The 24,260-nt window shown below is 53.4% G+C and carries 20 protein-coding genes; 17 read left to right on the forward strand and 3 right to left on the reverse strand.

From position 1 onward, the window contains the following. Positions 1-3 precede the first annotated feature (3 nt). From MKY86_RS14585 to MKY86_RS14640, 12 genes are all read left to right on the forward strand, one after another. Positions 4-1,428 (forward strand): spore germination protein, encoded by a 1,425-nt coding sequence (locus MKY86_RS14585; protein ID WP_076075448.1) that lies wholly within the window; start codon positions 4-6, stop codon positions 1,426-1,428. Positions 1,429-1,462: 34 nt separating this feature from the next. Further along, positions 1,463-2,566, forward strand: coding sequence for a GerAB/ArcD/ProY family transporter (locus tag MKY86_RS14590; protein ID WP_340827088.1), 1,104 nt, complete (start codon positions 1,463-1,465; stop codon positions 2,564-2,566). Positions 2,567-2,584: 18 nt separating this feature from the next. Then, a complete protein-coding gene (locus MKY86_RS14595; RefSeq protein WP_076075445.1) occupies positions 2,585-3,763 on the forward strand; it encodes a Ger(x)C family spore germination protein in 1,179 nt (392 codons plus the stop codon). A gap of 47 nt (positions 3,764-3,810) precedes the next feature. Next, positions 3,811-4,029, forward strand: a complete 219-nt coding sequence (locus tag MKY86_RS14600) for a hypothetical protein (protein ID WP_036727038.1) — start codon at positions 3,811-3,813, stop codon at positions 4,027-4,029. A 137-nt stretch (positions 4,030-4,166) separates the two neighbouring features. Further along, entirely contained in the window at positions 4,167-5,117 is a 951-nt protein-coding gene (locus MKY86_RS14605; protein ID WP_083684461.1) for an ABC transporter permease subunit, read from the forward strand. Further along, on the forward strand, positions 5,111-6,016 hold the full coding sequence (locus tag MKY86_RS14610; protein WP_051478146.1) for a carbohydrate ABC transporter permease: 906 nt from the start codon (positions 5,111-5,113) through the stop codon (positions 6,014-6,016). Before MKY86_RS14605 ends, MKY86_RS14610 begins: the two co-directional genes overlap by 7 nt. Positions 6,017-6,130: 114 nt before the next feature. Continuing rightward, positions 6,131-7,735 carry an extracellular solute-binding protein gene (locus tag MKY86_RS14615; RefSeq protein WP_143803561.1) on the forward strand — a complete coding sequence of 535 codons (1,605 nt, stop codon included), beginning with the start codon at positions 6,131-6,133 and terminating at the stop codon, positions 7,733-7,735. Between the two features lie 103 nt (positions 7,736-7,838). Further along, positions 7,839-9,305: a response regulator gene (locus MKY86_RS14620; protein ID WP_076075424.1), complete on the forward strand. Its 1,467-nt coding sequence runs from the start codon at positions 7,839-7,841 to the stop codon at positions 9,303-9,305. Next, on the forward strand, positions 9,302-11,125 hold the full coding sequence (locus tag MKY86_RS14625; protein WP_076075421.1) for a sensor histidine kinase: 1,824 nt from the start codon (positions 9,302-9,304) through the stop codon (positions 11,123-11,125). Before MKY86_RS14620 ends, MKY86_RS14625 begins: the two co-directional genes overlap by 4 nt. Positions 11,126-11,221: 96 nt before the next feature. Beyond that, on the forward strand, positions 11,222-11,461 hold the full coding sequence (locus MKY86_RS14630; RefSeq protein WP_143803559.1) for a hypothetical protein: 240 nt from the start codon (positions 11,222-11,224) through the stop codon (positions 11,459-11,461). Between the two features lie 121 nt (positions 11,462-11,582). Then, positions 11,583-14,705 carry a family 43 glycosylhydrolase gene (locus MKY86_RS14635; RefSeq protein WP_076075416.1) on the forward strand — a complete coding sequence of 1,041 codons (3,123 nt, stop codon included), beginning with the start codon at positions 11,583-11,585 and terminating at the stop codon, positions 14,703-14,705. Positions 14,706-14,725: 20 nt separating this feature from the next. Further along, positions 14,726-16,438, forward strand: coding sequence for a beta-L-arabinofuranosidase domain-containing protein (locus MKY86_RS14640; protein ID WP_076075414.1), 1,713 nt, complete (start codon positions 14,726-14,728; stop codon positions 16,436-16,438). Between the two features lie 183 nt (positions 16,439-16,621). Here MKY86_RS14640 and MKY86_RS14645 read toward each other — a convergent pair whose 3' ends face one another. The 3 genes from MKY86_RS14645 to MKY86_RS14655 form a co-directional block, all read right to left on the reverse strand. Continuing rightward, positions 16,622-17,764, reverse strand: coding sequence for an alpha/beta hydrolase (locus MKY86_RS14645; RefSeq protein WP_076075763.1), 1,143 nt, complete (start codon positions 17,762-17,764; stop codon positions 16,622-16,624). 18 nt (positions 17,765-17,782) lie between these two features. Beyond that, entirely contained in the window at positions 17,783-18,442 is a 660-nt protein-coding gene (locus tag MKY86_RS14650; RefSeq protein WP_076075411.1) for a TetR/AcrR family transcriptional regulator, read from the reverse strand. Positions 18,443-18,582: 140 nt separating this feature from the next. After that, positions 18,583-19,560 carry a biotin--[acetyl-CoA-carboxylase] ligase gene (locus MKY86_RS14655; protein WP_076075408.1) on the reverse strand — a complete coding sequence of 326 codons (978 nt, stop codon included), beginning with the start codon at positions 19,558-19,560 and terminating at the stop codon, positions 18,583-18,585. Between the two features lie 225 nt (positions 19,561-19,785). Here MKY86_RS14655 and MKY86_RS14660 point away from each other — a divergent pair, with 225 nt between their 5' ends. The 5 genes from MKY86_RS14660 to MKY86_RS14680 are packed head-to-tail and all read left to right on the forward strand — an operon-like array spanning position 19,786 to position 24,251. Further along, positions 19,786-20,337, forward strand: a complete 552-nt coding sequence (locus MKY86_RS14660) for a biotin transporter BioY (RefSeq protein WP_076075406.1) — start codon at positions 19,786-19,788, stop codon at positions 20,335-20,337. Between the two features lie 7 nt (positions 20,338-20,344). After that, the gene (locus tag MKY86_RS14665) at positions 20,345-21,835 is read left to right on the forward strand and encodes a class I adenylate-forming enzyme family protein (protein ID WP_076075403.1); all 1,491 of its coding nucleotides are present in this window, start codon (positions 20,345-20,347) and stop codon (positions 21,833-21,835) included. After that, the gene (locus tag MKY86_RS14670; RefSeq protein ID WP_340827100.1) at positions 21,832-22,671 is read left to right on the forward strand and encodes an energy-coupling factor transporter ATPase; all 840 of its coding nucleotides are present in this window, start codon (positions 21,832-21,834) and stop codon (positions 22,669-22,671) included. Before MKY86_RS14665 ends, MKY86_RS14670 begins: the two co-directional genes overlap by 4 nt. Beyond that, a complete protein-coding gene (locus MKY86_RS14675; protein ID WP_076075401.1) occupies positions 22,647-23,495 on the forward strand; it encodes an ATP-binding cassette domain-containing protein in 849 nt (282 codons plus the stop codon). Before MKY86_RS14670 ends, MKY86_RS14675 begins: the two co-directional genes overlap by 25 nt. 3 nt (positions 23,496-23,498) lie before the next feature. Continuing rightward, positions 23,499-24,251 (forward strand): energy-coupling factor transporter transmembrane component T family protein, encoded by a 753-nt coding sequence (locus MKY86_RS14680; RefSeq protein ID WP_076075398.1) that lies wholly within the window; start codon positions 23,499-23,501, stop codon positions 24,249-24,251. Positions 24,252-24,260 lie beyond the last annotated feature (9 nt).

The raw sequence follows: 24,260 nt of genomic DNA on the forward strand, positions 1-24,260 counted from the left end.
CGGATGAATACTACATCGGAAGCAGAACCGCAGACTCAGCTGACCCCGCAGCTGGCAGAGAATGAACAGGTGCTGCACGGAGTGTTTGCGGGCTGTGAGGATGTGGTGTTCCATTCGTTCCAGACGATTCATCGTACTTCCGCGCTCTGTGTGTACTGTACAGGATTATGTGATACGGAGCGGCTGGAGCAGCAATTGCTGGCACCTCTGGAGCAGACCGGCCTTGCAGTTGAACCGGCTGTGCAAGGGTCTGCTGAGGTTCCGCTCGCCTCGATTCACCGAATTGAGAGCGTAGAACAAGCCGTAACAGCGATCCTGGACGGTGAAGCTGTGCTTTTGCTGGACGGCCAGGCTTCTGGTAAGGGCTATCCTCTATACAAGGTGCCCACCCGGACTCCCGAAGAACCGGCGGCTGAATCCACTGTCCGCGGTGCCCGTGACGGCTTCACGGAAGCTCTGGCTACGAATCAGTCTCTATTGCGTATGCGGCTTAAAACGCCAGCATTAAAGCTGCACTCTAACACTATTGGAGAGTACAGCCATACGAAGGTCACCCTCGCTTATGTGGAAGGAATCATTCAGCCGGGACTGGTCACTGAAGTCAATAAACGGCTAAGCCGCCTGAATATCAAGGATGTGCTGGAGAGCCAGTATATTGAGCAGGGCATCATTGACCAGCCCTTTTCACCGTTTCCGCAGATGATTGCCACGGAGCGCCCGGATGTGGTGGTCTCCAATCTGCTGGAGGGCCGGTTTGCGCTCTTGATTGACGGGACTCCCTTCAGTCTGATTGCCCCGGTCAATATGTTCTCCATGCTGCAATCCCCGGAGGATTACTACGAGAACATTTACATGAGTATTTTTGTCCGCTGGCTCAGATACATCTTCTATGCTCTGTCGCTCCTGCTCCCCTCGGCTTACGTCGCCATCACCACCTTCCATCAGGAGATGATACCTACCGTACTGCTGCTGAGTATCGCGCGGGCGAGAGAGGAGATCCCTTTTCCGGCCCTGGTGGAAGCGCTCATTATGGAGATAGCCTTCGAGGCGCTGCGGGAGGCTGGCGTCCGGCTGCCGAAGCAGATAGGTTCCGCTGTCAGTATCGTGGGCGCACTAATCATAGGCCAGGCTGCCACCACTGCGGGAATTGTCTCTGCACCGATGATCATTATCGTGGCTATCACGGGCATTGCTTCCTTCATGGTTCCGCGTTATTCCGCCAGTATCGCAACCCGTCTGCTGCGGTTCCCCATGATGATTCTGGCAGGCACGATGGGGCTGATCGGCGTCATGCTCGGCATCATCCTGGTGGTCATTCATCTTAGCAGTCTGCGTTCGTTCGGCAGGCCCTATCTGTCACCGGCAGCTCCGACATTCAGCAAGGGCTTGAAGGATGTATTGTGGATCTCGCAGCCGCGGAGCAAATGATGGCAGCCGGACTTCACCAGAGAAAGGGATTCTTATGTTGACTGACAAAGGGAAAATATCTGTTACCCAGCTGGCCTTCCTTGTTTTCCCCTCGATTCTTGCCACCGCTATCCTGTCTGTCCCCGGGATCACCATGCATTATGCAGGACATGATATGTGGTTATCGCCCATCCTGGGCTCGCTGATTGGAGTAACGGTTATAGGGATCTCGCTTGGACTGAACCGGCTTTATCCCGGCAAGACCATTATGCAGTCCAGTCTGCTAATCGCCGGGTGGCTGCCGGGCAAAGTGATCGGGCTGGGTTTTCTGCTCTTTCTGCCCCATTTGAACGGCCTGATTATTCTGGAATACGGCGAGTTCATTGTGAATAATGCACTTCCCAAGACGCCGCTGCTTGTCATTATGGGGACGATGGTTGCGGTCTGCGCGATTAATGTAAGGCAGGGCATAGAGGTAGTCAGCAGGACCGCCCAGGTGTTCGTTACGCTCCTGGTGGTGATGCTCTGCCTGATCTTTGTGCTCCTGACCGGAGAACTCCGGCCTGCCGAGCTGCTTCCGTTCATGGAGAACGGATTCGTTCCTATCGTCAAAGGCGCGGTGGCTCCGGCGGCATGGTTCAGTGAATATACTGTGCTGGCCTTTCTGCTGCCCTACATCAACAGCAAGAAACATCTGGGCCGGACGATGCTCGTTTCGCTTATCGTAACGACACTGGCGATGACGGTGACCAATCTGTTCTGCCTGCTGCTGATGGGCGATTTGACGGACAGCTTTGCTTTTCCGGTGATGATTGCTGCACGTTACATTACGATTGCCGATTTCTTGCAGCATATTGAGGCGCTCATTATTGCGATCTGGATCTTCGGGATCTTTGTCAAAATCTCTGTCTTTCTCTACATCTTCGCCACCTCAGCCGCTGAATGGTTCGGGCTGGACGATTATAGACCGTTGGTGATACCGCTCGCCTTCGTAAGCATGGTGTTCTCTTACTGGGTAGTGACGGGCGCTGCGGGTGCGGCTGCGCTTATTAGCGCTTCGGCTAACATATATACAATGATGTTCCTGGTGGGGCTTCCCGCCGCAATCTATGGACTGGCTCTGCTGAAGAAGGGGCTGAAGCTTCTGAGCAAGGGATGATGATAAGGAGGGAGGGCAATGCGGGGCTGCAGAGTCATGATTATGCTGCTGCTGAGCAGTATACTGCTGAGCGGATGCTGGGACCGGACGGAGATCAATGACCTGGCCATCGTGCTCGCCACCGGCGTGGATTATAAAGACGGCCAGGCACAATTGACGGCCCAGATCTTCATTCCGCGTAAAGGAAGCGGCGGCTCGGAGAGCGGCGGGGCAGGCGAAAGCGCAAGCGGAGTCACCATGACCCGCACTGCTGAAGGAGTGAACATTGCGGAAGCCTTGAACCGGCTGCAGCGGAAGGTCGCCCGCCATATGTTCTGGGGCCAATGTGAGGTGATTGTGATCAGTGAAGAGGCGGGGAAGCAGGGGCTGCGTGAATTCGTCGATTTCTTCCTCCGTTATCCGCAGTTCCGCGAACATGCATATATCTTCTCCAGCAAGGATTCCGCCAAGGATATTCTTGCCCTGCTGGACCCGCTGGAGCGCAGCTCCTCCGAATCTCTCCGGGAAATGGCGAATATGAACCTGGGCACGCGTGTGACTCTGCTGGAATTATCCCAATCCATTCAGGGAGCCAGCGGTTCGGCCATCCTAACCCGTATCCTGATTGCTCCCCCGGAACCGAACGATGGACCGAATGCGACAACCCCCTCACTCAAGGGGTTAAGCCTCTATAAGCACGGCCGTTATTCCCTCACTGTAAAAGAACCGGTAAGCCTCGGAGTACTGCTCATGATTAATGAGCTTAATAATATTATCATGCCGGTTACTCTGGAAGGGGAGAAGGGGGCCTTCTCGATCCTGTCTAAACAAATCACCACCATGCTGAAGCCAAGCATCGTCAACGGGGAATGGATGATGAAGGTCCGGATTGTGGCGAGTGGGGAGGTCGTTCTGAATACAACCGATGCCAATCTGACTGATCCGTCGAAGGTGATGGCACTGAAGAAGGCATGGGAGAAACGGCTTAAGGAAGCTGCCGATCAGGCACTCCATATGTCCCAAAAGGAGCAGAAGACCGACTTTTACAGATTCGCCGATTCCTTCCGCAAACATTACCCGCAAGAGTGGAAGGCAAAGAAGGAACAGTGGGAGACTATGTACCCCGAGCTGCAGGTGGAGGTCTCCGTCAAGACGAGTATTACTGGCAACGGAAGATCAACCGGACCCCAAGGCATACCGGAGCAATCGGCCAACTGACGGAGGGTACGCCTGAATTCCAGCAACCATACAAGGATGTGGGAAGCATGAAAATGGCAATGATCCTAAGTATTCTGCTGCTGTCCTGCGGGATCATTATTTTTGAATTCCGGGGCAGTAAGGACAAGAAAGCCAGAAAGGTGATTGCAGGCATTACGTTTGCTGCGGCGGGACTTACCATTCTTCTGTTATTTCAACCAGGCTTGCCGGGTCCCACCGAGCTGGTGAAGCTGTTGTTCGGCAGAATCGATCTGATTATGAAATGAAGCTTAAGGCAGTCCCTCCGGGGGCTGTCTTTTAAGTTATTACCAAATTCATTTAAGCGATTACATTTTCTTATCTCCCGGGGTAGCTATAATGAAGAACAAGAGAGCTCCTTAATACAGCCGGAGGGATGGGAGAAATGAAAGCGGTTTTAAACAATCAGCAAGATCAAATCGGACTCACGCGAAGACACACCTTTTGGCTCAGGATCAGGAGAGATGGCCTACTCTACATCCTTTTGCTGCTGCCACTCCTGTACATTGCCATTTTTAAATATGCACCGATTTACGGCTTGATTATGGCCTTTCAGGATTACAATATTTTTCAGGGGACGAGTGGAAGCGAATGGGTCGGACTTGATGTGTTCCGGTTTATTTTTCAGCAGGACAGCTTCTACCGTGCCCTCAAAAATACGCTGGTCCTGAATGTGCTGGATCTGGTGGCGGGCTTCCCGGCCCCGATTATCCTGGCGATTCTGCTTAACGAGGTCCGCATGGCCCGATTTAAGAAATTAACGCAGACGATTCTCTATCTGCCTCACTTCATGTCCTGGGTAATTATCGGCGGGATTGTCTATCTGATGTTCTCCAACAGCGGGATGGTTAATCTTTTCCTGGATAGCCTGGGCCTGTCAAAAATTGAATTCTTGTCGCAGAAGACCCCTTGGCTGGTCACCTATATTACTGTGGGGGTATGGCAGAACATCGGGTGGGGGACGATTATTTATCTCGCGGCGATTACCGGCATCAACAAGGAGCTGTATGAAGCGTCCGATATGGACGGCTGCAGCAGACTCCGCAAAATGTGGCATATTACACTGCCGGGCATTAAATCTACGATTAACATTCTGCTGATTCTTCAGATTGGCCGAATGGTATCGATCGGGTTCGACCGCCCGTTTGTAATGGGTAATTCACTGGTCAGCGAATACTCCGATGTCATCAGCACCTTCGTGTACAGAGTGGGCATCAGCTCGGGAGACTTCTCCCAGGCAACGGCCGTCGGGCTATTCCAGTCTGTGGTAGGTCTGACCCTGCTGATCGGTGCCAACTATATTGCGAAGAAATTGGGTGAGGATGGGATATGGTGAGAGCGGCAAGTACGATACGAACAGGGCGGATTGGCCGGAAAACAAGTGTGGCAGATATTGCGATTATAGTCTTTATAGTGGCTTTGTCGTTCACCTGCATTGTCCCGTTTTTATATATGATAGCGCTATCATTCAGCTCCAACGAAGCGATTATCTCGCAAAAGGTTAGCTTATGGCCGGTAGACTTCACTGTAGAGACGTATAAGACGATTCTGAGCGATGCCGATATGCTGTATACGCTGGGCTATAGTATTGTCCTGACGATTTTTTACACGGTGGTGTGTATGTTCCTGACGATCTGTGCGGCGTACCCGTTAACGAAAAAGCGGCTGTGGGGGAGAAACTTCCTGTTGTCCGCTCTGGTCTTCACGATGTATTTCAGCGGCGGTCTGATTCCTTCCTATATCCTGATCAAGAACCTGGGGATGATGGATACGATATGGAGTCTGGTGCTGCCGGGCGCGATGAGTGTATTTAATCTGATTATCCTGAAAACCTTCTTCAGCTCCCTTCCGGAGAGTCTGGAGGAATCGGCGTCCATCGACGGGTGCTCGGATCTGGGAATTCTTCTCCGGATTGTCCTGCCCCTCTCGCTGCCTTCGATTGCCACCTTAAGTCTCTTCTATGCCGTAGACCGGTGGAACGGATTCCAGGATGCGTTATTTTATATTACCAAAAAAGAGCTCTATCCCATGCAGCTCAAGCTGTACCAGATCATCTCAGCCAACCAGCAGCTCGACAGCCAGCAGGGCGGCGAAGGCAGTGTAGGCTCGTTCATCGTGCCAGAGTCGCTGAAAGCCGCAAGCGTCATGTTCACCACCATTCCGATTCTGCTGATCTATCCCAAGCTGCAGAAGTATTTCGTCGACGGTGTAATGACGGGCGCGATCAAGGGCTGAAGCGGTACACTCCAGGGAAGGGGGGATGCTTGGCTGGCGGAAGTTGAAGCTGCCTGGGCAAGGAAGCTATAATCTGGATTACTATCATGATAAGAGATGAAAGGGTGGTATACCGTGAAGACAGGAATCAAGAAAATATCGGCCGTTCTGTGCAGCACCGTGCTGCTGGCCGGCGTTGCAGCGGGCTGCGGCGGCAATGATAAAGAGAGCAAAGAGACAGCCGCGCCGGAGTCGTCTAATGCAGCAAAGTCCCCTTCTGATCCTCCTGCAAAGCTGACGGTGGAGGTGTTCGACAGAGGGGTTCAGGGCCAGCCGGATCTGAATAATAATTTCTGGACGAAATATGTGAATGAGCATTTCGGCAAGCCGAATAACGCCATTGTTGAATATGTACCGGTTCCCCGGTCCCAGGAGGTTGATAAGCTGAACGTATTAATGGCTGCGGGCCAGGCTCCGGACATCTCGTTCACCTATGACGGGACACTGGTGACCCGCTTTGCCAAAAGCGACGGCCTCTACACGCTCGATGAGCTGCTGGAGAGCCACGGCCAGCAATTAAAGGCTTATCTCGGGGAGAACGTTCTCGCTTACGGCAAATATAACGACAAGCAGGTATCCATCCCGGGCAAGCGCACCCTGCTGGCCTGGAACGGGATGTTCATCCGTAAGGATTGGCTCGACAAGCTCGGGATGCCGCTTCCGACCAATAGAGATGAGTTATACAATACGCTGGTGGCCTTCCGCGACAAGAACCCGGGCAATGTGAACGGTGTCATTCCCTGGGCAACGGCGGCAGCCGGCATGAACTACACCTTCGGCAACCTCGTTCAATCCTTCTGGGGCCAGATGTCAGAGGAGGAATTCGTCACCACGCCGAACTGGCTGAAGCCGGGCAACAAGGATGCGTATAAATGGCTGAATAAGCTGTATAATGAGAAGCTGATCAGCCCCGATTTTGCCCTGGACAAAACCACCAAGCAGGCGGATGCCGATGTCACCAACGGCAAGGTCGGCTTCTATGCCGCCAACTGGGATTATCCGATGACCCAGAAAATCCGTGTTCCGCTGAAGCAAAACTCGCCGGATGCCCACTATGTTCCGGTGGATACCTTCAAAAATGCCGAAGGCAAATACCTCAAAGAGGTATATAATGAGAACGGAATCTTCTCCTTCATTCCCAAAAGCAGCAAAAACGCGGAGCTGGCAGTCAAATATCTGAACTGGATGGCGGACCCGGAGGTGATGTTCTTCCTGCAGTTTGGTGAAGAAGGCGTTCACCATACTCTGAAAGACGGCATCCCGCAAGGGATTGCACAGACCGGCGAGAAAATGCAAATGAGTAATCTGAACATGGATTATACGATGATTGTTAACGGCGCTGAGCTGGGCGACACCGAAAAGAACGTCAAAACCTATGCCGCAGCCCTGGCCTCCGGGGATAAGCAGTATGAGGAGCTCGCTATGGAATCGTACAAAATTAACACAACAGACGGCTATTCATCCTTCTATTACGGGGTGCCGAACGAATCCAACATCAAATACGGCAAGACGCTGGGCGATATGAACAAGCAGATGATTGACCGGTTGATCGTGGCCAAGGAGTCCGAATTCGACGCCTTGTACGATAAGCTGGTCAAAGAATACATGGATGCCGGCGGTAAAGCGGTTCAGGAAGAGAATGTGAAGAACTACAGGGAAGTCACGGCGAATAAGAAGTAACACCTGAAATACGGATAAACCACTGGCTGTTCATTGGCCTGGTTTATCCGCATTTCCTTTATGTAACCACATCAGAAGAATCCACAGTCTCAGGAGGATATCCATGTACAAGGTCATTATTGTAGATGATGAGTCGTGGGCGATTAGAGGGATCAGCAATGCCTTTGACTGGGAGCAGTATGGCTTTGAAATCTCGGGACAGTTCACAAGTGCATATCAGGCGTGGGAAGCCATCGCCTTGCAGGAGCCGGATCTGGTGGTCACAGATATCCGGATGCCGGAGATTTCCGGGCTCGATCTGATGAAGCGGGCCAAAGCGCAGGGCATAGACTCGGAATTCGTCATTATAAGCGGGTATGCGGAATTTGAATACGCCCAGGAAGCGCTGCGCTACGGGGCCTTGGATTACTTCCTGAAGCCGCTGGATGTGGATATGACCGATACGTTCCTGGCGAAGCTCGCCCTGCACTTCTCCCGGCGAAGTGAGGCGCGCAATCATCTTCTATTGGATGCACTTACCTCGGCAGATGAAGATGAGATCAGGCGTTGCCTTCCTGCCGGCATGAGTGCAGGCTGCTGCCAGGTGCTTGCTGTCCATTATGAGGCAGACCGGCCGAAGCTCAGTGAATTGCTGAAGCTGGACGGGCAGCCGGTTCATGTGCTGGAGGTAGAGAACGGAGCAAGCACCCTGCTGGCGGTTCTGATCACAGAGCAGGAGAGTGAGCTGGAAGGAATCACGGATGAATGGCCTGCGGCCGCAGGCAGTCCAGGGCTTCCTGTGGTGGGGATCAGCAGTATCGGCAGCGGGCTTAAGCAGATCAGCAAGCTGATCAAGGAAGCCGAGCTGGCGGCCTCCCGGGTATTCGTGGATGAAGCTTCCGGCGCGGTTCACTATAATCCCAAGCTGCCTCTGGTGAAGCCCTGTATAGATGAGCTGCACTCTATAGTTCATGGCAATCAATACGACAGCATCGAGACATACATCTTGGGCTTGCAGGAATACTTCAGGCTTCATGAGCTGGGAATGATTGAGGTGGTCTACTTATGGAATCAGGCCGTCGGACTTCTGACGAGCGCTTATTCGGAAGAACTCAGAGACATGGAGCTGGAGTTCCTGAATTATGCCGAGCTGAAGGAGCGGTTCGAGGATCTGGAGTCGCTGTGCAGCTTCCTGCATGACGTTCTTACCGTGCTCCGGCAAGGGAATAGCCGTGCTTTGCAGGAAGGGGATATTCTCTCCTGCTTCAACCGGATGGTCGCCTATATCGACCGGAATTATGAGCAGAAGCTGTATCTGAAGGAGCTGTCGGTCCAATTTTTCATCAATCAGGTGTATTGCTGTCAATTGTTCAAGAAGAATCTGGGCAAAACCTTCTCTGAATACGTGGCTGAGCTGAGGATCAGGAAAGCCCGCGGGCTTTTGCAGCAGACAGACCTGTCCATTGAGAGCATTGCCATCCAGTCCGGGTATGTAGATTACTATTATTTCAATAAGGTGTTCAAGAAGCACTGCGGGATGACGCCCGCCAAATTCAGAAAAAGGGAAGCCGAACGGAGCCGCAGACCATGAAGACCGGCAAGGTGAAATTGAAGCATCAGCTATGGCTGTTCATCGTGTGCTCCATCCTGATCTTCATGGTCATGGAGTTCTACTTCTTCTACAGCTTCTCGAATCTGACACAGAAGCGGGCGGTCACCTACAGCAACAAGATGATTGAGCAGACCCGCCGCAAGATTGATTCGGTGTTCAATGATATCCGGATCAGCACTGGCTTTGCGGTCAACAGCAAGCTGATTCAGGAATTCACCATAGCCGATGATGATTACAAAAGGGCGTTCGACAGCGCTCCCTATGCACTGGATCTGATGGAATATATGCGGTCCTTCAATTCCTATGTGAAGGGCATCATGATCAATGACCTCCAGGGAAGACGCCTCTCCAGCGAGGATTCTGCAAGCGGCGATATTTTTTATATTAACCTGTATGAGACCTTTATCCGCCCGTACAAGAACGATCCTGCGCTTCGGCAGAAGGGGAAGTTCACCGCCATTTTGAAGGATGACCGTACAGGAACGGAACAGTTCTTCTATATTGCTCCCATTGTGGAGTCGATCGGGGGCGTCCATTTCTCACAGATTACGGGTTACTGCATGGTGATGGTCAATATGGACAAAATGCAGGGACTGGTCGCGAATACGGAATTAACGCAGAACTCCACCTTGTATATTCTGAATACCCGGGACGAGGTGGTTGCCTCCACCAATTCCTATGCGCGGGGCAATGTGATCAAAGATGTGCTGTCTATGGACAAGAACCAATTGCTTAACGGGGTAAAAGCAACGATCGGCGGCAAGGAGGTTCTCGTTCAGGTTAAGGGGCTGGAGCAGGCTGACGGGTGGCGTGTGGTCAGTATGATCCCGGTGCAGGAACTGACGGCCGACATGATTCCCATGCGGAAGGTCAGCATTATGGTGGGCCTTGGTATTATTGTGAGTATGATTATTACAGGCAGCTTCTTCATGCACAATCTGATGCGTCCCCTGATGGGACTGGTCATGGATATGAAGAAGGTGGCAGGGCGGGACAGAGGCTTCCGGATCAAAGTCCGGTTCACCAACGAGGTGGGGCTGCTGGCCCAGGATATTAACCGGATGATGGACGAGATGGACGAAATGACGCGGGAGATGTTCAATACCCAGGCCAGACTATACGAATCCGAGCTGAGCCAGAAGCAGGCGGAGTTCTCTGCCCTGCAGAGCCAGATTAATCCCCACTTCCTGTATAATACGCTGAATTGTATCAGCAGCATCGGACTGGAGTACGGAAGCCGAGAGATTGCGCAAATTACGTACTGCATGTCCAAGATCTTCCGCTATAGCATCAAGAAGGATGATCTTGTGCAGATCCGTGAAGAGGTAGACTGCATACAAGCTTACATGAAGATCATCCTGATCCGCTACGAGAATAAATTCTCCTTGTCGCTCGATGTGGAGGAGAGCTTGCTGGAGCTGCAAACCCCTAAGATGATCCTCCAGCCCATTGTGGAGAATTCGGTCTATCATGGGCTGGAACGGATGGATCAGGGTGGAAGCCTTCAGATTACCGGGAGCCTGGATGCGCGCGGAGATGTGTGCTTCTGTATTACGGATACCGGCAGGGGAATGGAGCCGGAGGAGCTGGCCGCCCTTCAGGCCAAGCTTGGCCTGGAGCATAAGGAGCTGGCTCTGACCGGGCAATCGGCACAGGGCATCGGGCTGCTGAATATTCATAACCGGCTCCGCCATCTGTTCGGAGAAGGCTACGGACTTACCGTTGACAGCCGGCTGGGCTATGGGACAACCGTGAACGTGAAAATTCCGAAGCTGCCGGGAGGAGTTAATAGTATATGAGTTTGGACAGGGTACCTCCGTTTATCGGGAGGTGCCCTGTTTGGCTGCATGGGGGAGGGCAGGCTTCAGGATGATTCAGGCGGGAAGGGGGAACAGTTGGATTTAGTCCACCTGCTGATGGAGATACGGCCTTGCCTGGCGCAGCAGGTGGATAAACAACACTTACTCAAGCGCTATTTACTTAAAGTGCCTGAATCCGTGAGCAGCAGTTGCTCTTTTTCCACTTGTTCCCCTGCAATCGCCAGATGTCGAGAAATTAAGCTGCGTTTATCCAATTATTTGTTAGCCAAGTATCCAATTGTTTGGTTACTGACCTGGCTCGTCGCCGCACTGTAATTATTTTCTACTAAAACGGTTACAAAAACAATTTAAGATAGTCCATTTTTTTAAGCGGTCCTGGAGGGTATTATGAGTACGCTAGCCGGAGTCATCATTCGAACGAGAAGGAGATGAAAAAATGAAAGCGGTTAATTCAGCCCGGAAAGAACAGAAGTGGTCCAGAACAAGCGTCAAAGCTCTGCTGCTCAGCCTAGCGGTCCTGCTCATGCTGCCTCAGTGGGGAGGGAGAGCTGCGGCGGAAGAGTCGGGGACGTCACTACCAGAGCCGGTAGTGGCTGCACAAGGAGGAACGAATGTGACGGATTTCTACAATGTCATCATGCAGACCGGGGCCGATCCCTGGGTATACAAGCACACGGACGGCTATTATTACAACACCTTTGTTAATGCCAGTGGAGTGATGGTCCGCAGGTCGAAGACGATTACCGGTATTGAAGCAGGCGAGCGGAGTCTGGCTTGGTCGCCAGTTAAGGGAACCATGTACAGCTCCAACGTGTGGGCGCCGGAGATGCATTATCTCAAAGATACGGACGGCCAGTACAAATGGTATATCTACGTTGCAGCCGATAACGGAACCAATGCTAACCACCGTATGTATGTGATGGAGAATGCCAGTGCCGATCCGATGACCGGAAGCTGGACCTTCAAAGGCAAGATTACCGATGCCACGGACCGCTGGGCGATTGACGGCACTGTGCTGACGATCGGTGACCAGCACTACTTCATCTGGTCCGGCTGGGAGGACACCGATGGCAGCTTTCAGAATCTGTATATCGCCAGAATGAGCAATCCCTGGACGATCAGCTCGCAGCGCGTGCTCCTGTCCACACCGGAGTATGACTGGGAGACCTCACCCGGCCGGATCAATGAAGGCCCGCAGATTACGATCAAGGGGAACAAGATCAATCTGGTCTACTCCGCCAACGGAAGCTGGACAGACAGCTATAGTCTCGGCTTGATCACCGCCAGCACCAGCGCTGATCTGATGAATCCCGCTTCCTGGACCAAGCGTAATCAGCCGATCTTCTCCAGCGCGAACGGTGTCTATGGCCCGGGCCATCACAGTATCGTGACCTCACCGGACGGCAGCGAGGACTGGATCATCTACCATTCCGCCCGCTGGCCTGGCTCAGGCTGGACACGCAATGTCCGAGCACAGAAGTTCACCTGGAACGCAGACAACACGCCGAACCTGGGAGAACCCGTTAATCCGAACAGTCCGATAGCAATCCCATCAGGCGAGCCGGCCCGGATTCGTTATCAAGCTGAAGAAGCTCTGCTTGTAAAAGATCCGGCTGGCATTTCATCCCCGGCAGTCCGGCGCGAAAGCTCCGCCTCCGGCGGGATGAAGATCACCAATCTGGCTAACGCTTACGACTATGCCCAGTTCAACGTCAACGTGCCGGAAGCGGGCTTCTATGTGATGTCCGTGCGCAACAGCAACGGCTCTGCGAATGCGGGGGATGCCTCCCATATCCTGTCGGTCAACGGCGGGCCCGGAGCGTCGATGAATATTGTCTATTCCGGCGCGAACCGCTGGGGAGCCTCCACGGCGAAAATCTATCTTCAGCAGGGAGACAACGTTCTCCGCTTCACCAAGGGGAATAATCTGGCCGACATCGACAGCCTGGATCTATCCCGGTTGAATAGCTCGGAGCTGCTGTTCGGGACTCCCGGATATACGCTGGGTCTTAACGAGATCCGCAGCCTGCCCCTCTATACAGTAACAGGCACTACTTATTCTGCTGTCACGGCAGGCGTGGTCCTGAGCTCGTCCGATACGAACGTAGCCATGATTCAAGCAGGGAATCAGGTGAAAGCCGCCGGGGCAGGAAGTGCAACAATTACTGCCGCCTACAACGGCCGGACTGCTACCGTGGCAGTTAACGTCAAGGCAGATCCCAGAACGGTACAGTCCTTGGCACTCACCGGACCGGAGGCTGTGCTGAACAGTGGACAGACCAACTCCCCGCTGCGGGCAACAGCCCATTACAACAATTATGAGGTTCAGGATGTAACCGGGAGTGCGCAGTACACCATCAGCAATCCTGGAGTAGCGGCCATCGACCCGGCCACCCATACAGTAAGTGCTGTTCAACCGGGCACGGCGCTAATTACTGCCTCATACGGGGGCAAGCAAGCCACCTACCGCGTAACGGTTATTGCAGCTTCAAATGCCGTTCAGGTCACTACAACACTGAAGACGCCTTCGGGAGTGTCTCCCGCGCCTCCGGGCGTGGTGAATGCTGTCTATCATAACCAGCCGATGCAGGCCGAGGTTGTCGGCGGTGAGCTCGCAGGGCTGGACTTCAGTACCATTGGCACGGTTCAGGTACCGGCGACCCTCAAGATGGGCGGCCAGGAGTTCTCTTCCACGATTTCTGTAGAGGTTGTGCCGGGTTATGGACTGGATGAGATCGTGAATCAGCTCCGCAGCAAGCTGGCTAATAACTCCTACCCGCTTGGAAGCGGGGCAGGCAATTATAGTGCAGCCAAGTATGCTGACTTCGTTGCCGCCGTGGATCATGCAGAGGGGCTGGCCGGTAATGCAGAGCTGACCCAGGCGCAGTTCAATGCAGAACTGAATGCGCTGGCTGAAGCGGAAGCCGCCCTGCTGAATTCGCTGAATACGACACAGAACGGTATAACCTATAAGGCATACCGGGATTTCTCCGGCGATACAGCAGGCAAATATCCTTACGGCATTACTACGCAGGATTTGACGAATGGCGCTACGGCTTTAGTCCAGGAAGAAGCCGGCAACAAATTTCTGCGGCTGACCACGACCGCGGTATCAGGCAAAGCCAACCTGTTCCTGCCTTATCTTGGGGAGGTTAGTGCTGCGGGGAATCAGCGCATTGTCATAGAGTACCGCGTCCGGTTAAACAGCAACTTCCAGTATGCCAACGGCGCCATGGTAAGAAATGATAGCGGTACAAGCAACTATTCGATGGTTACAGCGTTCGATTCCGGTAAAATCCTTGTGCAAAATGGCGGTTCCAACAAGGTCAAGGTGAGAGACTTCTCGCTGGGCACATGGTACGCCATCAAAATGGTCGCGAACTGGGATGCCAAGACGTACAGCGTCTATATTAACAATGAATCTGTTCCGGTTGCTACAGATTTCGCCTTCCGCCATACCGGCGGCAGCTCACTGACAGGACAGCTGTTCGGCGTCGACGGTTATGCGAACGCGTCCATCGATTTTGACGATTTCAAGGTGAGGGTTACCGGAGATTAACCAGCGGAGGGAAAGACAACATGTCAAGTCAAGCTTACGAAAAGTTCACACCGTTACACAACGCCAAGCTCGTTCTGGGGTATCTGACCTCTATGGTGGATGAGCAGGAAGACAATCTACCCTACTGGCTTATACTGCCGCATAAGAAGCCTGCCGAGGCTGCCCATTGCCGGGTGGACGATGCGGAGCTGGTCGGCTCTTGGTATGAGGCCATCGATGCGGTGCGCAAAATGCTGAAGACGGAGGAAGGCGCTGCGGTGCAGCAATCCTTTTACCGTCATCTGATGAAGTCCTGGGGGGAGCACGGCCTGCGCTTTCATGAGCCTTATCCGTGGACGCATACGAATCATAGCTCTTTTCACGAAATGGGCTATATTCTTCCCGCGCTGAACCGGATGCTGGAGAATGATCCCGGGGATGAGGAGGCGGAGAGCAAAGCGGCCGGGCTGGTGAGGGGAATGCGCTCCCTGGTGATTGAGCGGAAGGTCCGAACGTTCTGGTCGGGGGACTATGAGGAGCAGGAGCCGCTGTACGAATTCCCCAATGATGTGTACCTGAAGGACGGCGGCTTCGAGCTGTCCAGGCATACCGGGCGGGGGGAGCAGGCGATCCGCAATGCCATTATCCTGCATTCTCTGGTGCGCAGATATGAAATTGCCGGAGATGAGGCCGCGCTTGATCTGGCAACGGGCATTGCCAACCATCTGCTCGGACCTTCGCGCTATTTCAATTACAGGATGGAATTCTTCGGACATGTCCATTCCGCAGGCTGGGTAGCTTCCGGGCTGGTACGTCTGGGCCGGGTAACAGGCAAGGAGCGGTATATTACCGCAGGTAAAGGAATCTATGATTATATCCGCAGCCTGTCCTCCTCCTTCGGCTGGGTGCCGGAATATGCCCAGTGGCATCCGCCGCATGAGGAGCATTGCGAGACCTGCTGTATTAAGGATATGATCGAATGTGCGAATGAGCTGATTCTGGCCGGGTATGAGGAATATTGGGAGGATATGACCTTGTTTGCGCGGAACCAGCTGGTGGAGAATCAGCTTAAGGTATCTTCCTACGTGGTCACAGACAACACCCGGCCTGACGAAGCAGGCATAACCTACAGGGAGATTGATACAAGAATGATCGGGGGCTTCACCGGTGGCTCGCTCGTGAATTCCATGTCGCTATCCAAGTTCCGTTCCATTGCGGGCTGCTGCGTCGGCATGGCTCCGGTGGCCCTTGAGATCGTATGGAACCGGGCGGTGGAATTCCATGACGGAATGGTAATCGTCAATATGCCGGTGGATAAGGAGACGGAGGAGGCGACCGTCACCATGAGCTATCCCGACCGGGGCTATATGTCCATCACAGCCAAGCAGCCATGCGATGTTGCAGTACGGGTCTATGACTGGATGGCTCAGAACCTCAGCATGAAGATTAACGGAGCCTTCTGCACACCTGAGAGGGAAGGGAACCTGCTTGTTATCCGTAGTGTTGGAGCAGGGGATACTGTAGAGCTGGAGCATCTGCTAGAAACGCTGACTGTGAAGGAGACGGTGCGCGGTGAGGAATACAAGGTATACTGGAGAGGCTGTGATGTCGTGGATATCTCTCCCCGGGGAGAGCATTTGAGACTATATCAGCGGGATCTGCGCATCCCGAAAGTGTATCCCACGCCGGAAGATGTTCACTTCACCGGAGCGGCGAATTACGGGCCTACCCAGCAGGCGCAGGGGAGCAAGTGATTTTAGCACTGGAGCATTCATAAGCCGTAATTAAAGCATAAGCCATAACTAAGCCGCAATTGAAAAACCGCACCGCGCAGACATTGCTTGCGGGGTGCGGTTTTTTGGCGTTTTAGACAGAATATGAACTTCAGCGCCGGGTAGATATTTCTCTGTTGCCGGTGAAAATTGAGACTGTACGGCTCATTTGTTCCTGGTCTTCTTGACCAAGTCCACGCCATCATATGCCAGACTGTCTACACTTGCCGCCTTCTGCCGGAGGTAATAATCAAAAAAGGTCTTCGTATAATCTGTAACCACATTTCGCATCTCCATCGCATCCCGTTCGCCTCTGAGTACTTCATTAGCACTGGTAAAAACAATGTCGCAGTAATCTAAATGCGCAACCCGGTCAACAGAGTAATAATAGGTTTCCCTGCTATTGTTAGCACCAATGACCGCATTCATGTTGTAGTTGGGTTCACGATACAGCAGGAGGAAGGGCTTCTTAAGGTCGCTATCCAGAAGACCGAACGCACCGCTATCCAAGCCAATTCCGCAGGTGAACCGGTCGTCATCCCGGCAGACCATCGCCGTCGTAAGCCCTCCATAAGAATGCCCGACGATACCCATGCCGGTGTCAAAGAGCAGTCTGCCATTAAAGATAGAATCCAGCTCTCCAGCGTCCAGTTTATACAGATGATCGGCTACAAACCGTATATCTTCCGCCTGTAATTCACTATACTCTGTTACCTTGGCAATTACCGGGAGTGCAAGCACGTTACGGCACATCTGAACGGCTGTATCATCGTCGGGCCGCATTTCCATTTTACCAGCCAGCGCCTGCATCTCCGGATCTTCAGACAACGCTATGATAGCCTCCGAAAAACCCTTGGATACATTATACAGACGTCCGTCTTTACGCTTATACATTGTACTATTTGGATGGCCGATGCTAACCACAACATATCCAAGGCTGGCCAAGTCTGTACAGAGCACTGTGCCCCATTCCGGTGAACCGCCCCCGCCGCAAACATAGAATAACACCGGATAGCGCTTGTCCTTTGCGGAGAGAGCAAGATCGTCGTAACACCGGGTCTTGAACTCTATAGAGAAATAACCCCCTGTAAGATACCCGGTAACCAGTGGCTGATCCTTTAACATCCCGTAGACTTCAGGAAACATGTATGATGATGTAGCTTTACCTTCGCTGCTGTCAGACGGATAGAATACGAACGCCGTCAGTTCTCTTGTGGAATGGTCCGAAGCCATGTACTCCAGATCCATCTGAGTCCGGCCAACCGTATAGCTGCCAACAGGTGCTGGAAAAACCTCGTAAGTTCTCATATGCTTGTTCATACACTTCTACTCCTTTGCTTTTTTAATATCGCTAACCAGCTCGGAATATTTATGATCTTCAAGCAGACCATGACCCATAAAGTCAGCAAAGTATTTGCTAAGCTTATGCTGCATCTGAGAATCCTTAATCCCGAATTCCCTATAAAACATGACTAAATTAAACTGCATAGATTCGAACATAAATGAAATCAGGTCGTCGTCAATATCAGGCCGGAGATATCCGTCAACCCTCAGCCGCCGTATAATGTCCTTGATCAAGGGGAAGGACTCGCCCTTTAGCACGTTCAGATATACTTTCAGCAGTATGTCCTCGGGAATGTGTAAAAAAGTCTCAGTAAGCTTGATCTCCAGCTCATTCAGCGGCTCGGCCGCAGTGCCATTCACGTTACCAAATAAGCCGGTAAGGAAAGAGCGGAAAAGGGAATCCTCAGTACTGTTATTAAAATACGCAGCTCTTTTCCGGGTCACATTACGGATTAAGTGACAATACAGGTCATCTTTGTCTTCAAAATAACGGTAGAAGGTTCCGGGGTGCATGGACAAGCTATCCAGCACCATCTTCATCGATATATCCTCGTAAAGATGATCCACAAAAAGCTGCATAGCCTTGTCCGATATTTCCTCGCGCCTTGCTTCATCCAATCGAAAGAACGTATTTTTCGGCATCGCTTCCTCCTTTAATATGGGGTGTGAACTAATTCACACTATATCGATAATTGATTCACATGTCAAATATCCGAGCTGGAACAACGGCACAAAAAAACCACAACCCGCATGTAACTCTTGCGAATTGTGGTTTCTAAGCGTTAGAGCAGAATACGAACTTCGCCGCTGGACAGATATTCCTCATCACCATTCGGATACCGGACCTTCAAGCGGCAGTCATTGTCTATATCTACAGCAGTGGCCTGCTGCTGCTGATTCTCCTTAATGACCATGACCGTCTTGCCCAGGGACATCATGCGCTGCCGGTAGTCCGGCAGGAACAGCCGGTCCTTGAGCTGATCATAAAAGCCTAAGAAACGGTTCAGCACTTCAGCGGCAAGCCGGTTGCGCAGATCGCCAGGAGGCTTGTCCTCCTTGTATACAGAGGTTGCAATCTCAGACAGTCCGGCGGGGAAGCCCGCTGCGGGCAGCGCCACGTTGATCCCAATCCCGAGTACGGCATAATCCAGCCACTCATTCTCCAGGGACAGGGAAGCCTCGGTGAGGATTCCGCACACCTTTTTACCGTTCATGAATACGTCATTCACCCATTTGATCTGCGTGCTGAGGCCGGACACACTCTCGATCGCCAGAGCCACCGCAACGGCAGCAGAGGTAGTCAGAAGCGTAGCATCTGCCGCCGACAGCCGGGGTCGCAGCAGAATGCTCATATAGATGCCCGTCCCCGCAGGGGAAAAGAAAGGCCGGCCTTTCCGGCCCCGCCCGGCGGTCTGCTCCTCCGAGAGGATGACTTTGCCTTCCGCTTCACCGCCGGAAGCCAGCGCCTTCACCAGCTCGTTCGTGGAAGCCACGCTCTTGAAAACTTCAAGCCGCAGCGTTTGCCCCCTGGCATCCAGGTATTTGGCGACTGCTGCGGCGGACAGAATGTCCGTCTGGGGGGACAGGGAGTATCCCTTATTGGTGACGGCCTGAATGGAATAGCCGTCACTCTGCAGCGCTTTGATGGCCTTCCACACTGCGCTGCGCGTCACGGATAACCGCCCGGCGATGTCCTCGCCGGAGAAGTATTCACCCTTATTGCTGTCCAGTAAAGCCAGGATATGTTCTTTAACTGTCATGCCTATAACCCTCCACAAGTCTAACGTTCCGATCTCATCTCTTTAAATATATTAACATGCTTAGGATCATTAGAAAAATCAGGTATACTCACATCCTTATTGTGAACCTATTGATAATTCGTGGTTTACAATGAAGGCGTCCTCCACTATAATTCAGCTTGTTGGCTGGACTCCCTAACCGGAAGCCGCCCAATTCCTGTATCTTATCTTGTGGAGGTTATTGAATTGAGAATCAAAGAATTGGTCTATGCGGCCTTATTCGCCGCGCTTATCGCGGTGCTAGGCTTGGTTCCGCCCGTATCGCTAGGCATTATTCCTGTACCTGTCACTGCCCAGACGCTTGGCGTCATGCTGGCCGGCTGTTTTCTGGGCTGGCGGACAGGCGCACTCAGCCTGGTCATTTTCCTTATCCTTATCGCGTTAGGCTTGCCGGTATTACCAGGCGGACGCGGCGGGCTGGCCATACTCGTTGGACCGACAGCAGGCTATCTGTTCAGCTGGCCGCTGGCCGCCGGGCTGATCGGCTGGTTCGCTGAAGCGGTCTGGCCGAAGCTCCGGGCCTGGAAGCTGTTCGCCGTTAATCTGATCTTTGGCGTTCTGCTCGTTAATCTAATCGGCGCTTCGACCATGGCCTGGATTACGAATACTCCGCTCTGGACCGGACTTGCCGGGTCTGCGGCTTTTCTGCCTGGAGATCTGATCAAGGCTCTGCTGGCCGCTGTCATCACCATGCAGCTCCGGGCGTTCAGTCCGGTTGAGGAGAAGAGGGGGGCGTGAGATTCCGGTGAATCTGGCAGAACACATTCTGGAACGTGCCGCACTCGTCCCTCACCGTATTGCAATTTCAGATGGACACGAAGACTGTACCTATGAGCAGCTCACGAAGCGGGTTCAACAGGTTGCCAGCGGTCTGCGGCAGGGCGGACACACGAATCAGACGGTTGCGCTTCTGTCCGGTAACCGCATGGAATTCGCCGAATTTGTCCTTGGTGCTATCTATGCAGGCTGCATTCCCGTGCTGCTGGACCCGAAATGGTCTCCAGCAGCGCTGGAGCAGGTCATCCGGCAATGCGCTCCCGGGCTGATTGTCAGTGAAGCATGCTTCGCAGCTGATCTGACTGGTCGTTGCAGCGGAATTCCCCAGATCTATTTCGGCAGGGGACAGGTCTCCGGCAGCTATGAGGCTTGGGCGGCAGGCTTCGGGCCGGAGGCTGAAGCCGCAGATAGCCCAGAACTGCTGTTCATCGGGTATACCTCTGGTACTACAGGTATCCCGAAGGGGTATATGCGGACCCATCAGTCGTGGTTCAGCAGCTTGGAGGCTACAGAGAAGGCGTTCAGCCTGAACCGGATGCAGCATGTGCTTGCGCCCGGACCGTTCGTGCATTCGCTGTCGCTGTTCGCCCTGCTGCAATCCCTGTACAGCAGAGCCACGTTCCATCTCCTTCCGGAATTTGATGCAGAGCGCGTACTCAGCCTGTGCTCCCGTGTACCGGATATGATTCTGTTCGTTGTGCCCGCTATGACCGAGGCGTTATTGCGCCAAGCGGAGTCAAGCAACGCCGGGGTGTCCATCCAGGCCTTGATTAGCTCCGGCGGCAAATGGCCTGTGTCTTCTATACCTAAGTGCCGCGAGAGGTTCAACGGGGTTAGGCTCTATGAGTATTACGGCTCATCTGAAGCCAGCTACATCAGCTATCTGGAGCTTACCGGAGCGGAGCCGCAGGACTCCCTGGGCCAGCCGTTCAGCGGTGTAGAGCTATTGATCTGCGATGAACAGTTCCGCGAAGTTCCTCAAGGCACGGTGGGGGAGCTATACATCCGCAGCGATATGATCTTCTCCGGATATCATCTCCTGCCGGAAGAGACGGCGCGGGTATTCCGGGACGGCTGGCTGCGCACAGGGGATTACGTATATCAGGACCGGCAGATGCATCTGCGCCTGGCCGGACGCGCGGGCAGCATGATCAAGAGCGGGGGGCTCAAGGTGTTCCCGGAAGAAGTGGAAGCAGTGCTGCTTCGCCATCCGGATATCCGGGAAGCGATGGTGTTCGGCATACCGGATGAACGCTGGGGGGAGCAGGTAACGTTACTGATACAGTGGCAGGGCCGGGAACGGCTTACACTTGATGAGATCAGGAAGTATTGCCGGCCCTATCTGGCCAGCTATAAGCTGCCTAAGAAGTTGATTAACGTAGAGGAATTCAGCTATACCGGTTCCGGCAAAATCGCCCGCCAGCTCATGAAGAGCCGCGCGGTAGAGGGGTTGACATGAAGGCCGTGCAGGAAGAAGCTTCGCCCATGCTCGTTTTTGACCAGGTAGATTTCGCTTACCGGAGAGGGCAACCGGTGCTCCGTCAGCTCAGCTTTGACATTCGCCAAGGCGAATTCGTTGCCATCATCGGCGCGAATGGCAGCGGTAAATCCACCATCGCCAAGCTAATGAACGGATTGCTGCTGCCAAGAGCCGGAGAGGTGAGGCTGGGAGGGCTGATTACCTTGAACCGCCAGAATCTCGTAAGCATCCGTGAGCGGGCTGGACTGGTCTTCCAGAATCCTGACGATCAGTTCATTACGGCTTCCGTGCTGGATGAGGTGGTCTTCGGGCTGGAGAATCTGCGGGTCCCGAGAGCCGCAATGCTCAGCCGGGCAACCCGTGCACTGCAAGCCGTTCATATGGAAGACTATATGGACGCCGCTCCGCATCAGCTGTCGGGCGGGCAGAAGCAGCGGGTTGCAGTTGCAGCTGTTCTGGCAATGGAGCCCTCCATCCTCATCCTGGATGAAGCCACCTCAATGCTTGATCCGCAGGGCAGGCAGGACCTTCTTCAGGTGATGCACACGCTTCACCGGCAAGGGCTGACGATCATCCACATTACCCATCATATGGATGAGATACTGCCTTCTGACCGTGTGCTGCTGCTCAGCCGGGGAGAGCTGGCTTTTGACGGGACGCCCTCCGGCTTGTTCAGCAGTGTAAGCATGACGGAGCATCAGTTTGCGCCTCCTTTTGCCGTAAGATTATTTCAGGCACTCGGGCTGGACGCTCCGCTGCATGCAGAATGGAAGGAGACGATCAGAACCTTATGGTCTACGCATTGCAGGATGTAAGTGTGAAGATGAACGGGCGGGACATTCTTGAATCCGTAAGCTGCACGTTACAGGAGGGAAAGTGGATTTCGGTTATCGGTCAGTCCGGGGCCGGCAAATCCACCCTCGCCAAAGTATTCAAGGGTCTGCTACCGATCAGCAAAGGCGAATATAGCTATCGTGGGCAGCCATTGCCAAAGGATCAGCAGGGCAGGCTGAAGGCTGTGCCGCACATCGGTTATGTCTTTCAGTATCCGGAGCAGCAGCTGTTTGCGGCAACGGTGAATCAGGAGCTGGCTTTTGCGCTTACAATGAAAGGGGAATCCCGGGCGAATGTGGAGCAAGCGATCAAGCAGGTTATGGAACAGATGGGCCTACCCGCAGCCCTGCTTCAGCAGCATCCCTTGCAGCTCAGCGGGGGAATTAAGCGGCTTGTGGCTATCGCTTCTGTGCTGATCGCCGGGCCGGCGCTGCTTATTCTGGATGAACCTACCGCTGGGCTTGATCCCGGGAACAAGAACGACTTGCTCAGGAGGCTAAAAAAGTGGCAGGAGGAGAACAAGCGGACCGTGCTGTTCCTGTCGCATCAGCTGGAGGATGTTGCCGAATACTCGGATGAGGTGATGATTATGGGACAGGGCCGCTTGTTAGGACATTGGGAGGTAAATGAACTGTTCCTGAAGCATGCGGAGCGCATGGAGCAAGCCGGTCTGCCTGTACCGGAGCCGATTCAGCTCTTGAGAATCATCGGGGAATGTTCTGGAGGGAAGCCCCAGCCCGCAAGCTGCAGGGAAGCGGAGATTTTTCGAATGGTGAATGCTATCTGGCAGGCAAGAGGTCTCTGAACGATGACGGATAAAATTGTACTCGGGCAGTATGTCCCCTCAGACTCTGTCATCCACCGGCTTGATCCGCGAACGAAGCTGCTCCTCCTTGCGGCCTTCACAATGGGCAGTATGCACCTCCAGGCGCCCTCCGGATATATTGCAGCGACAGTCCTCACCGGGGGACAGGTCCTATTATCAAGAATCCCTCTTCGTATGCTCTTACGGGCATTGCGGCCGATTCTATTCATCCTGCTGCTGCCAATGCTCTATCATCTCCTGTTCAACCAGGAAGGACTCAGGAATGAGCTCTTCGCATTCTGGCGGATTCTGCTCCTGGTCTCGCTTGCGCTCATCCTGACATTAACGACGAAACCGCTCGATCTGGCCAAAGGTCTGGAACAGCTGTGCAAGCCGTTATCCCGTCTGGGCGTTCCGGTGGAAGCGCTGGCCTTGACGGTTATGCTGGCTATTCGTTTTATCCCCACGATTACCCAGGAGCTGGACCGCATTCTTGTGGCGCAACAGGCCAGAGGGTATGATATCAAGGATACCAAAGGCCTTAACCGGGTACAGGCTTACATCCAATTAGTGATTCCGCTGCTCGTCACCACCCTTGCGCGGGCGGAGCAGCTGGCGATGACGATTGAGGCAAGGGCTTACGGGAACGGGAAGGGACGGACTTCCTATAGGTTGCTAAAATATGCACTGATGGATTATGCAGCCGGCGGGATCATGCTTGCGTATGTTCTGCTGGGAATTCTGCTGGAGAGATGAGGGGATAGA

The organism is Paenibacillus sp. FSL R7-0333, from assembly GCF_038000365.1.
Lineage (GTDB): Bacteria > Bacillota > Bacilli > Paenibacillales > Paenibacillaceae > Paenibacillus_AQ > Paenibacillus_AQ silagei.

Bases quoted from the DNA above. Each gene is read 5' to 3' on its own strand.
- MKY86_RS14625 (WP_076075421.1), top strand. From the start codon at position 9,302: ATGAAGACCGGCAAGGTGAAATTGAAGCATCAGCTATGGCTGTTCATC.
- MKY86_RS14585 (WP_076075448.1), top strand. From the start codon at position 4: ATGAATACTACATCGGAAGCAGAACCGCAGACTCAGCTGACCCCGCAG.
- MKY86_RS14645 (WP_076075763.1), bottom strand. From the start codon at position 17,764: ATGAGAACTTACGAGGTTTTTCCAGCACCTGTTGGCAGCTATACGGTT.
- MKY86_RS14605 (WP_083684461.1), top strand. From the start codon at position 4,167: ATGAAAGCGGTTTTAAACAATCAGCAAGATCAAATCGGACTCACGCGA.
- MKY86_RS14640 (WP_076075414.1), top strand. From the start codon at position 14,726: ATGTCAAGTCAAGCTTACGAAAAGTTCACACCGTTACACAACGCCAAG.
- MKY86_RS14600 (WP_036727038.1), top strand. From the start codon at position 3,811: ATGAAAATGGCAATGATCCTAAGTATTCTGCTGCTGTCCTGCGGGATC.
- MKY86_RS14635 (WP_076075416.1), top strand. From the start codon at position 11,583: ATGAAAGCGGTTAATTCAGCCCGGAAAGAACAGAAGTGGTCCAGAACA.
- MKY86_RS14670 (WP_340827100.1), top strand. From the start codon at position 21,832: ATGAAGGCCGTGCAGGAAGAAGCTTCGCCCATGCTCGTTTTTGACCAG.
- MKY86_RS14610 (WP_051478146.1), top strand. From the start codon at position 5,111: ATGGTGAGAGCGGCAAGTACGATACGAACAGGGCGGATTGGCCGGAAA.
- MKY86_RS14680 (WP_076075398.1), top strand. From the start codon at position 23,499: ATGACGGATAAAATTGTACTCGGGCAGTATGTCCCCTCAGACTCTGTC.
- MKY86_RS14675 (WP_076075401.1), top strand. From the start codon at position 22,647: ATGGTCTACGCATTGCAGGATGTAAGTGTGAAGATGAACGGGCGGGAC.
- MKY86_RS14590 (WP_340827088.1), top strand. From the start codon at position 1,463: ATGTTGACTGACAAAGGGAAAATATCTGTTACCCAGCTGGCCTTCCTT.
- MKY86_RS14620 (WP_076075424.1), top strand. From the start codon at position 7,839: ATGTACAAGGTCATTATTGTAGATGATGAGTCGTGGGCGATTAGAGGG.
- MKY86_RS14650 (WP_076075411.1), bottom strand. From the start codon at position 18,442: ATGCCGAAAAATACGTTCTTTCGATTGGATGAAGCAAGGCGCGAGGAA.
- MKY86_RS14655 (WP_076075408.1), bottom strand. From the start codon at position 19,560: ATGACAGTTAAAGAACATATCCTGGCTTTACTGGACAGCAATAAGGGT.
- MKY86_RS14595 (WP_076075445.1), top strand. From the start codon at position 2,585: ATGCGGGGCTGCAGAGTCATGATTATGCTGCTGCTGAGCAGTATACTG.